The sequence below is a fragment of the Streptomyces sp. NPDC001492 genome (assembly GCF_053597275.1).
On sequence record NZ_JBSFHW010000079.1, the window covers coordinates 18317 to 28615 of the forward strand.

10 protein-coding genes are annotated in these 10299 nt (G+C 70.1%); 3 read left to right on the forward strand and 7 right to left on the reverse strand.

The genetic code is table 11. The annotated features are described in order from the left end of the window. Window positions 1-182: 182 nt before the first annotated feature. The 7 genes from ACWC1K_RS48185 to ACWC1K_RS48215 all read right to left on the reverse strand — a co-directional run bounded on the left by ACWC1K_RS48185 (window position 183) and on the right by ACWC1K_RS48215 (window position 8584). On the reverse strand, window positions 183-2027 hold the full coding sequence (locus ACWC1K_RS48185) for a dipeptide ABC transporter ATP-binding protein (RefSeq protein WP_450840293.1): 1845 nt from the start codon (window positions 2025-2027) through the stop codon (window positions 183-185). After that, window positions 2024-3022: an ABC transporter permease gene (locus tag ACWC1K_RS48190; RefSeq protein ID WP_450840294.1), complete on the reverse strand. Its 999-nt coding sequence runs from the start codon at window positions 3020-3022 to the stop codon at window positions 2024-2026. The genes ACWC1K_RS48185 and ACWC1K_RS48190 overlap by 4 nt, the downstream gene beginning before the upstream one ends. Beyond that, on the reverse strand, window positions 3019-4095 hold the full coding sequence (locus tag ACWC1K_RS48195; RefSeq protein WP_450840295.1) for an ABC transporter permease: 1077 nt from the start codon (window positions 4093-4095) through the stop codon (window positions 3019-3021). The genes ACWC1K_RS48190 and ACWC1K_RS48195 overlap by 4 nt, the downstream gene beginning before the upstream one ends. A 4-nt stretch (window positions 4096-4099) precedes the next feature. After that, a complete protein-coding gene (locus ACWC1K_RS48200) occupies window positions 4100-5818 on the reverse strand; it encodes an ABC transporter substrate-binding protein (RefSeq protein ID WP_450840297.1) in 1719 nt (572 codons plus the stop codon). A 185-nt stretch (window positions 5819-6003) separates the two neighbouring features. Then, the gene (locus ACWC1K_RS48205; RefSeq protein WP_311736786.1) at window positions 6004-6096 is read right to left on the reverse strand and encodes an Ms4533A family Cys-rich leader peptide; all 93 of its coding nucleotides are present in this window, start codon (window positions 6094-6096) and stop codon (window positions 6004-6006) included. A gap of 56 nt (window positions 6097-6152) precedes the next feature. After that, window positions 6153-7412: a DUF3152 domain-containing protein gene (locus ACWC1K_RS48210; protein WP_450840299.1), complete on the reverse strand. Its 1260-nt coding sequence runs from the start codon at window positions 7410-7412 to the stop codon at window positions 6153-6155. A gap of 101 nt (window positions 7413-7513) precedes the next feature. Then, entirely contained in the window at window positions 7514-8584 is a 1071-nt protein-coding gene (locus tag ACWC1K_RS48215; protein ID WP_450840301.1) for an alpha/beta fold hydrolase, read from the reverse strand. 164 nt (window positions 8585-8748) lie between these two features. On the opposite strand from ACWC1K_RS48215, the gene ACWC1K_RS48220 reads away from it, so the two are divergent. From ACWC1K_RS48220 to ACWC1K_RS48230, 3 genes are all read left to right on the forward strand, one after another. Further along, window positions 8749-8973 carry a hypothetical protein gene (locus ACWC1K_RS48220; RefSeq protein WP_351483551.1) on the forward strand — a complete coding sequence of 75 codons (225 nt, stop codon included), beginning with the start codon at window positions 8749-8751 and terminating at the stop codon, window positions 8971-8973. A gap of 205 nt (window positions 8974-9178) precedes the next feature. Continuing rightward, window positions 9179-9823, forward strand: coding sequence for a TetR/AcrR family transcriptional regulator (locus ACWC1K_RS48225; protein ID WP_351483550.1), 645 nt, complete (start codon window positions 9179-9181; stop codon window positions 9821-9823). Between the two features lie 150 nt (window positions 9824-9973). After that, window positions 9974-10201, forward strand: coding sequence for a DUF3107 domain-containing protein (locus ACWC1K_RS48230; protein ID WP_030929216.1), 228 nt, complete (start codon window positions 9974-9976; stop codon window positions 10199-10201). Window positions 10202-10299 lie beyond the last annotated feature (98 nt).

Sequence of the window (10299 nt, forward strand, 5' to 3'; positions counted from 1 at the left end):
CCCCGATCTCCCGTCCGGGGAGCCGCCGTTGACCCGGCGGCTCGCAGCGGGAAGAACGTATGCGGACAAGGCGGTGGCGCGACGGACGGTTGTCCATCGCGCCACCAAAAGGGGTGAACGGTCGTAACTTTCCCGTGCGCATCGCGTTCGATCGCGCTACGAGATCAAGCAGTCACGTTACGTCAGACCGCGGCGAGTTCCCGCCGGGCAGCCCTGCGCCGGGCCGCGAGCTGGGGGTCGAGTGCCGGTACGGCGGCGAGCAGCTGCTTGGTGTACGGGTCCTGGGGGTCCTCGTACACCTCGTCGGCGGGCCCGGACTCGACGACCCGGCCGCGGCGCATCACCGCGACCCGGTCGCTGACCTGTCGTACGACAGCGAGGTCGTGGGCGACGAAGACGAGCGCGAGCCCGAGTTCGCGCTGCAACTCGCCGAGCAGGGCGACCACCTGGGCCTGGGTGGTCACGTCGAGGGCGGAGACGGGCTCGTCGCAGACGATGACGCGCGGGTCGGCGGCGAGCGCCCGCGCGATGCCCACGCGCTGGCGCTGGCCGCCGCTGAACTCGTGCGGGTAGCGGTCGTAGTGCGCCCCGTCGAGCCCCACGCGCTCCAGCAGTTCCGTCACGCGCGCCCGGATGCCCCGCTCGTTCCGCTCTCCACGCGCGCGCAGCGGATCGGCGATGGACTCGCCCACGCTGCGACGCGGGTTGAGGGAGGAGACGGGGTCCTGGAAGACCATCTGGACGGCCGGATTCACGCCCACGCGCGCGTGCCCGTCGTAACGGACCTCTCCCGCGGTCGGCTCCAGCAGCCCGACCAGCATCCACCCGAGCGTGGTCTTGCCGCTGCCGCTCTCGCCGACGACGCCGAGGGTCTCGCCACGGCGGAGGGTCAGCGACACGTCGTCCACGGCGGCCAACGCCCGCTTGCCGCGCCCGAATTCACGCCGCAGCCCGACCGCCTCCAGCACGACGTCCCCGGACGCACCCGCAGAGACACCCCGGGCGTTCTCCGTCACGGTCGCCGGGGAGGCACCCCGGACGCCCTCCGCCGAATGGCCCGAGGAGCCGCCCCGGGCCCCCCACGCCGAAGCCCCCGGGGAAACCGCCCCGGCATCACCCGGCGCGACACCCGGGGACACAGCCCCGCCGTCCCCGGACGAGACCGCCTCGGCATCCTCCGCCGAAGCCTCCGGCAGGACGACATCGCCGTCCCCTGTCGCGGGCTTCGGGACGGCTCCGGGGAGGGTTCGCCGGGCGTCCACCCGCGGGACCGCTGCCAGGAGGGCCCGGGTGTAGGGCTCCGTCGGCGAATCCAGTACGTCCGTGACCGGCCCGTGTTCGACCACGCGGCCGTGCCGCATGACGAGGACCTCGTCGACGCTCTCGGCGGCGACACCCACGTCGTGGGTGACGAGGAGCAGCCCCATGCCCGTCTCCTCGCGCAGGGCGTGCAGCAGGTCGAGGATCTGGGCCTGGACGGTGACGTCGAGCGCGGTGGTCGGCTCGTCGGCGATCAGCAGCTCGGGCCGGCAGGCCAGCGCCATGGCGATGAGCGCGCGCTGGCGCATGCCGCCGCTGAACTCGTGCGGACGGGAACGGGCCCGGCGCTGTGCGTCCGGAATTCCCACCCGGTCGAGTACCTCCACGGCACGCGCGCGTGCCGCCCGTCGCGACACGCGCGTGTGCACGCGGTACACCTCGGCGATCTGGTCGCCGATCGCGTAGTACGGGTCGAGGGACGACAGGGGGTCCTGGAAGACCATCGCGGCCTTTGCGCCGCGCAGCCGCCGCAGTTCGTCGTCCGACGCCTGCTGTACGTCGGTGCCGGCGACCTCGATCGAGCCGTCGACCCGCGCGCCGGTGCCGCGGTGCAGCCCCAGCAGCGCCGAGGCGACGGTGGACTTCCCGGAGCCGGACTCGCCGACCAGGGCCAGGGCGGCGCCCTGCTCCAGGCGGAAGGAGAGGCCCTCGACGGCCCGCAGGTCGCCGAACTCGACGGAGAGATCCGTGACTTGGACGAGACTCACGTCAGTACCACCCGTCGGTCGGCCACCGCGAACAGCACGTCCGCGACGGCGTTGGCGAGGACCACGAAGAAGCCGATCACCAGGACCATGCCGACGACGACCGGAAGGTCGACCACATTGACGGCGTGGACGAGCTCCTGGCCGATGCCGGGGAGGCCGAAGAGCGACTCGATGAGAACGGCACCGCCGACCGCGCTGCCGAAGTCGTTGGCGTTCAGGGCGATGATCGGCGCCAGTGCGCCCCGCAGCGCGTGCCGGCCGACGAGCGACCGCTCGCTGACGCCGTAGGCCCGGAAGGTGCGGATGTGGTCCTCGGCCAGCGTCTCCAGCATCGATGCCCGCGTCAGCCGGGCGAAGTAGGCGGCCTCGTTGAGGGCGAGGGTGAACCACGGCAGCAGGAGGCTCCAGGCCCACTGCTCAGGGTCGTCGGTGAAGGGGACGTACTCCGGGAAGGGCAGCAGCTCCAGTTGCCCGCAGATCACGATCATCAGCAGCAGGCCGATGACGAAGACCGGCGTGGAGATGCCCGCGAGGGTGAGGCCGGTCAGCGCGCGTTCGCTGAACCGGCCGCGCCGCCAGGCGGAGAGCACCCCGGTGCCGACGCCCATCACGAGCCAGAGCACCATCGCCCCGAACACCAGGGAGAGGCTGACCGGCAGTTTGGTCAGGATGATCTGGGTGACCTGCTGATCGCTCCGGTACGACTGGCCGAGACAGGGCGCCGGGCAGTGCTCGACGGAGGTGCCCGTCGAGTAGTCCTGGCCGGCGAGGATGCCCTCCAGGAAGTGCCAGTAACGCAGGTACAGCGGGTCGTCCAGCTTGAGCTGCTGGGCGACCTGGTGCACCTGTTCCGGCGAGCAGCGCGGGCCGCAGGTGATCTGCGCGACGTTGCCGGGAGTGGCGTAGAAGACGACGTAGATGATCACCGAGATGACGAGCAGGGTGATCACGGCGCCCACGACGCGGCGCAGCGCGAAACCGGCGAAGCCGTTCATGACCGCACTTCCCTCGACTGGGCTTCCTTCGACTGGGCTTCCTTCGACTGCGCTTCCTTCGACTGCGCTTCCTTCTCGCCTGCGGCTTTCGCCTCGCGTCTGCTGCCCGTTCCGACGCGCAGGCGGGAGGCCGCGCGCGGGTCGAGGGCGGTGCGCACACCGTCGCCGAGGACGGTGAGCGCGAGGACGGTCACGAACAGCGCGCCCGCGGGCAGCAGCAGGTACTGCGGGGCCGCCTGGTACCAGACGTTCGCCGAGGTGAGCATCTGCCCCCAGGACGCGGTGGGCGGCTTCACGCCGACGCCGAGGAAGGACAGGGCGGCCTCGATGGCGATGTTGGCCGGCACCATGAGCGCGGCGTAGGTGATGACGGGCGCGGCCAGGCCGGGCAGCAGCTCCCGGCGGGCGATCCGCCAGGTGCTCCAGCCGCTGAGCCGGGCGGCGGCCACGTAGTCGAGCTCCTTGAGGGTGAGCGTCTGGGCGCGGGCGATCTTGGCGATGGTGCCCCAGGCGACGAAGCCGATGATGAGCGCGACCAGGACCGGCCTCGGGAAGCTGCTGGGCACGATGGCCAGCAACGCCAATGCCATGATCATCAACGGCATGGCGACGATGATGTCGGTGGCCCGGCTCAACAGTTGATCAACCCATCGGTTGCCGAGCGCTGCCGTGACACCGACGACGACACCGAGAAGGACCTGCACCGCGGTCGCCCCCAGTGCGACCCCCAACGAAACCCGCGCCCCATACACCAGCCGCGCGAACAGATCCCGCCCGGTCTGCGGTTCGACACCCAGCCAGTGGTCCCCGCTGATCCCGCCGAAGGAGCCGGTCGGCACGCCGCCGCGCGCGGAGTCGATGAGCGAGGGGTGGTACGTGGTCGGGTCCTGCCCCTCGAGGGCGGTGAGCAGCGGCGCGGCGAGCGCGACCAGGACCAGCAGCGCGACGACGGCCGCCGCGACGAGGGCGGCGCGCTGCGTACGCAGCCGCCGCCAGAACTGACGAGCGCCCGAAACCCCCGGGACGACGGTGTCCGTCCCGGGGGTCTGGGCGGTGAGAAGTGCCTCGCTCACGGTGTCACTTCACCGCGACCTGCGAGGGGTCCAGGACGCCGTCCCAGTCACTGATCACGATGTTGCGGACGTCCTTGCCGTACAGCCGCTTGTAGACCGGGTGGAACAGCGGCACGGTCAGCGCCTGCTCACCGATCTTCTTGTCCAGTGCACCCCACCTCTTGGCGGCAGCGTCAAGATCGGTCAACTTGTTGATCGCGTCAATCTCGGCATTGACCGACGTGTCATTGAGCAGGCCCGTGTTGAAGTTCGCTCCGTCCTTGACGATCTGCCGGCCGTCGAAGATCGGCGCCAGGAACGGGCCGCCGGAGGGCCAGTCGGCACCCCAGTGGGCGAGGAAGAAACCGGGTTCGGTCTTCACGTTGTGGATCTTGTCGGAGTAGTCGTTGTCCTCAAGGCCCTGCAGCTTGACCGTGATGCCGGCCTGCTTGAGCGCGTCCTGGACGGCGGTCGCGATCTCCGGGCTGGTCTCGAAGTCCTTGGCGTTGGAGTGCGTCAGCGTGACGGTGAGCCCGTTCTTGTAACCGGCCTGCGCCAGCAGCTCCTTGGCCTTCGCCGGGTTGCCCGTCCTGCCGGCCGGGAAGAGGTCGTACGGCGTGTAGCCGAAGGACTTCTGGTTGGGCAGGTAGGTGGTGGCGGCCTCGGCGAGCGCGGAGCCGCCCGCCGCATTGATCACGGACGACCGGTCGATGGCGTACGAGATCGCCTGGCGCACCTTGACGTTGTTGAACGGCTTGACGGTCGGGTTGAACGCTATGTAGTTCGTGTAGCCGAAGTGTCCGGTGCCGACGCGCGAGGCGAGTTCCTTGTCGCCCGTCACCTTGGCGAGTTCGGCCGGGCCGAGGTTGGTGTCCGTCGTGACGGCCGCCGCGTCCGCGCCCTGGGACGCCGACAGCCGCTGGTTGATCACGGAGGAGTCCAGACCCGACTTCACGTCGATCTTGTCCGGGTAGGCCTTGCGCTCGGCGTCCGTCGCGGTCGACCAGTACGTGTTGCGCTCCAGGACGAGGTGCTCACCGTTGTTCTCGTTCTCGACGACCTTGTACGGGCCGGACGAGACCGGGTGCGCGGCGTACTTCGTGCCGGTGTCCTTGGCCTTCGGGACGGGCGCGAACTGCGTCTGCGTGGCCAGGTACGGGAACTCGCCCTCGGGCTTGTTCAGATGGAAGACGATGGTTCGGGCATCCGGCGTCTCGATCGCCGACAGGCCCTTCTTGTCCTTGTACGGCCCCTGGTAGTCGGCCGCACCGACCAGCCAGTCCCTCAAGTAGGGGGCGCCGCCGGACAGTTCGGGCGCGAAGGAGCGCTCGATGCCGTACTTGATGTCGGCGGACGTGATCGCGGTGCCGTCCTCGTACTTGAGGCCCTTCTTCAGGGTGTACGTCCACACGGTCGCGTCCTTGTTGGGGCGTCCGGTGTCGGTGGCGAGGTCCGGGACGACCTTGGTGCCGGCGGCGCCGTTCTCGCGGTTGCGCGTGGTGAGGGTGCGGAAGACGAGGGAGGGCACCTTGCCACCGCCGGAGGTGTACAGGCGGGCGGGGTCGAAGTTCTCCTGCGGGCTGGAGTTCAGCACCGTCAGCGTGCCGCCCTTGTGGGGCGTGGAGTCGCCACCGGAGCCCTTGGCATCGTTGTCCTTCGGTCCGCAGGCGGCTGCTCCCGCTGCCAGAACCAGGCCTACGGATGCAGCGGCCAGGCGGCGCGCTCTGACGGACGGTTGACGCATCGGAATGACGACCTCTCAGAGTGGTTCGGGCCCGGTGAATCCGGGAGAAGCCCGAATGGTGAGACAGATGGACGAGGAGTGAGACGAAAGTGAACAGACCTCTGCCCGGGCGTCAGGTCGTCGAAAGCCGTGACCGAGTCACGGAGGGAAAAACGGATCGCGACGCGAACGCCTGAGGGCGAGCGTCAGCGACAGTGGATGTCGGCCACGCAGAGCGGGGTCACGCCGATGAGCGCCAGCTCGATGGCGGCGCGGTCGGAGGCGTGGGGGGTCGACATGCCCAGAAATATGGATGAACTTTCTGCGCATGTCAACGTGACATATGAGGCGCCTGTCAACTCCGGGGATAGGGCCAGGGGTTGGGCAGACAGTGGATCCCCTCATGGTCGAGGAACTTGGTCTGCTGCTGCATGACCGGCGCGAGCTGGCCGTTCTTGCTGCAGGTGACGTGGCTGTAGCCGAGCCGGTGACCCACCTCGTGATTGATCAACATCTGCCGGTAGGCATGAATTTGATCACCGTATGTCTTCGATCCCTGCGCCCATCTGTATGCATTGATCATCACGCGTTCGGTGGCGGCCGAGTCGCACGAGACGTTGTCCTCGGTCGTGTCGAGCCCCGACTTCGCGCACCATTTCGCGGTCGTCCCGGGGCTGGCGAGCGTGATCACGAAGTCGGGCTTGCCGGTGTAGATGCGCTCGAAGGTGCGGGCGCCGTGGTGGGCCCAGCTCCGGTCGTCGTTGAGCGTCTTCTGCACGGCCTGGGCGAACAGTGCGCCGTCGAGCCCGAGCCCCTGCTCCACGTCCACGCGGTAGGTGTACTTCTGTCCCGTGCCCGGCGCCTTGTCGAACCCCGGAACCGCGTCGAACTTCCCCGACCCCTTGAGCGTGGCGCTGAGCGGGTACTTCTCCCCCATCGCCTGCGCGTACGTCAGCGTCGCCACGCTGGACGACGAGGACGGCGACGGGCCCGAGTCCCGGGCGTCCCGCGCCTGGTCGGTGGCCGACCGCGTTCCCACGCCGGTGTCCTCGCGTCCGTTCGTGACCTGCCCGGCGACGACGACGGCCAGCACGGTGGTGACGGCGGCGGCCGCGATACCCGTGAACGTCCGCCCCTTGCTGCCCCTGGCCTGCGCGGGCACGCCGGTGGGCGGCGCGTCGTCGTCGGTGTCCGAGGGCACGCCGACACCGGTGCCGGGAACCCGGCCGGTGGCGGAGGCATACGGGTCCGAGGCAGGCGCCGAGCCACCGGTGCGGGGCGCGAAGACGTCGTCGTCCTCGTCGAAGGCGTCGAGATAGTCCTGCCGCGGCCCACGGGGCGGCATCCGCCGCTGCCGCGGTATGGCGGCACCGGGACCGGCACCGCTGCCCGGCCCCCTCAACTCACCCCATCCACCGCCGGGTTCACGCTGCTCGGGGTGACCGCTGCGCACCTGTGGGGTGCCGTGCGCGGGCGTACCGTCCGGAAACCGCGGCACCCCATGCGCGGGTGTGCCGTCCGGCAGCCGCGGCACCCCGCGCGCAGGCGTGCCGTCCGCCGTCCTCGGCGTCCCGTGCGTCGGAGCCTGCTGCTGCCCGCCCGACGGCCCGGGCACCCGGCGGCCCCCCGCACCGCCCTGTCCCGCACCTGTGTCACCGGCGTCACCCTTCGCGGCGGCAGCGCCTCCGCGGCGGCTGTGGCGTCCCACGTCGGCCCTCAGCTCCCCGCGCTCTCGGCGGCGGTCTCGCCGTCGTCGACGACCGGACCACCTCCGTCGGAGGAAACCGCGGCTGTGACACAGGCCGGTTCGCCGGACGGGACCGCGTCGGCCAACTGTCCCGTCTCGCCGAGAAGTTCGCAGAAGGCACGGGCCACCGTGTCGGGGTACTCCATCATCGCCACATGCCCCGCGTCCGGCAGGGTGAGCAGCCGGGAGTCACGGAATGCGCGAGCCGCCCGCTGGGCCATGCGGAAGCCGACGAGCTGGTCCCGGCCGCCGTAGACGAGCAGGGTCGGGGCGAGCACGCGCTCGGCCTGGCGCCACAGGCCGTGCTGGCCGCCCAGCGTGTAGGCGTTCACCACCCCGCGCGCGGAGCGCGTCAAGGCATCCCAGAAATAGGGCAGTCGAAGGCGCCGCTCCATCTCCTCGACCGCATTGCGGAAACCTTCCGGCGTCACCCGGCCGGGGTCGCCGTAACAGAGCGCCATGACCCCGCGGACCCGCTCCTCCGCAGACCACTCCTTGGTGAACCGGGTGAAGAGTGCGGTGACACCGGGCAGCGCCAGCAGCGCCGTGGGGACCGCGGTCCGCTGGACGCGGATCTCCGGCAGCGCCGGCGACACCAGCGTGAGCGTCCGCACGAGGTCGGGCCGCAGCGCCGCGACACGGGTGCTGACGGCACCGCCGAGCGAGTTGCCGAAGAGATGCACGGGCCCGCGCCCGGCCGCGTCGAGAAAACGGATGACCGCGCGCGCGTGCCCGGTCACCGAGTAGTCACCGTCGTCCGGCGGCGGCGAGTCGCCGAAGCCCGGCAGGTCGATCGCCTCGCCGTCGACGACGCCCTCCAGCTCCTGCATCAGCGCCGACCAGTTCTGCGAGGAGCCGCCGAGCCCGTGGACGTACAGCGCGGGCGGCAGTCCCTCACGGGCCGGTGGTCTCGACCGCACCGACAGCGTGATCCCCGGCAGCCCGACCGACCTGAGCCGCTCGCCGTCCGCGACCCTGACGGGCGCCACCTTCGGGAGCGCAGTGGTCGCCGGCACGGAGGGCAGCTCGGTCGAAGACATGCGGCAATGTTACGAGACGATCACGCAGTGACTCATGTGTTCGCCGTCACAGATCGCATGCACGACACATAGCGTCCGGATCGGGTGTCTCCTAGGCTCGTACAGAGGGCACCCGCTGTGGTCCCTGCTTCTTCCAGGGACATTCGTAGGAAGGGAGCCCAGCCATGGCCGTAGACCCCACCGATCCCGAGACGTTCGAGGACGAGGACACGCAGGAAGCCCAGGAGATCGACGTCGAAGCCCCCGAGAACGACGCCGCGGAACAGTCCGCCCACCTCGTGCCCGACCGCGACGACCCTCTCGAGGACGTGGACCCGGCCCGCGCGAACGAGGCCGATCTCGTCGAGCAGCGCCGCGTGGTCTCCATCGACGAGGACGACTACCGCTGACAAGCGCTTGCGGGGCGCCGGAGGGTGTCGCTGAGCTGGAATGGGGCAACTCGCTGCCCCATTCCGGCTGCTTTGAAACCCTCTGTACGGCTATCGCCACCGTCCGGTCCGTGAAATTCTGCGCTCGCACCGCGCACGACAGGGTTACCGAAAAGTACGATGGCCGCGCGGCGCACACCGCATGTGGACGATTTTGGGAGGCGGCGTGACAGCCATCGAGCAGACAGAGGCGGCACGCCCGCGGGGCACGCGCCTGCCGCGCCGTGCCCGACGGAACCAGTTGCTGGGCGCCGCACAGGAAGTCTTTGTGGCGCAGGGGTACCACGCGGCCGCGATGGACGACATCGCGGAGCGCGCCGGCGTCAGCAAGCCGGTGCTCTACCAGCACTTCCCGGGCAAGTTGGACCTCTATCTCGCACTGCTGGACCAGCACTGCGAGTCGCTGATCGGGGCGGTACGCGGGGCGCTCGCCTCGACGACCGACAACAAGCAGCGCGTGCGGGCGACGATGGACGCCTACTTCGCGTACGTCGAGGACGACGGCGGCGCCTTCCGCCTGGTCTTCGAGTCGGACCTGACGAACGAGCCCGCGGTGCGCGAGCGCGTCGACAAGGTCACGAACGAGTGCGCGGAGGCGATCCGTGACGTGATCGCCGAGGACACCGGCCTCTCGCCCGCGGAGGCGATGCTGCTGGCCTCCGGTCTCGGCGGGCTCGCCCAGGTGGTGGCCCGGTCCTGGCTGCACAGCGACCGCAGCGTGCCGCGCGACGAGGCGGTGCAGCTGCTGACGTCACTCGCCTGGCGCGGCATCGCGGGCTTCCCGCTGCACGGCACCGAACAGCACCACTGACCCGCACACGCGCGTACAGGCCGTTTGTTCCCGTCCGTTGTTCGCTCCTGGCGTGCAGGCGCGGAGGGTGTACGTCCCCTCACCGGGCTAATGTGTGCTGGGTACGGCGCGTAAAGGTCGCGCTTCACTGACCGTCGGAGGGACATAGCCGTGGAGGTCAAGATCGGCGTGCAGCACGCGCCCCGCGAGATCGTTCTGGAGAGCGGTCAGAGTGCCGAGGAGGTCGAGCGGGTCGTGGCCGAGGCACTGGCCGGGAAGTCGCAGCTGCTGACCCTCGTGGACGAGCACGGCCGCAAGGTCCTCGTCCCGGCCGAGCGCCTGGCCTACGTCGAGCTCGGCGAGCCGGCCCCGCGCAAGGTGGGTTTCGGAGCGCTGTAGGCACACACCAGCACATCACCGGAGGGGCCCGGCGACCGATGGTTGAAGCCGAGGTCGGCGTCGGTGTTGACCTCCAGACCCAGCTTGCCGACGTAGAA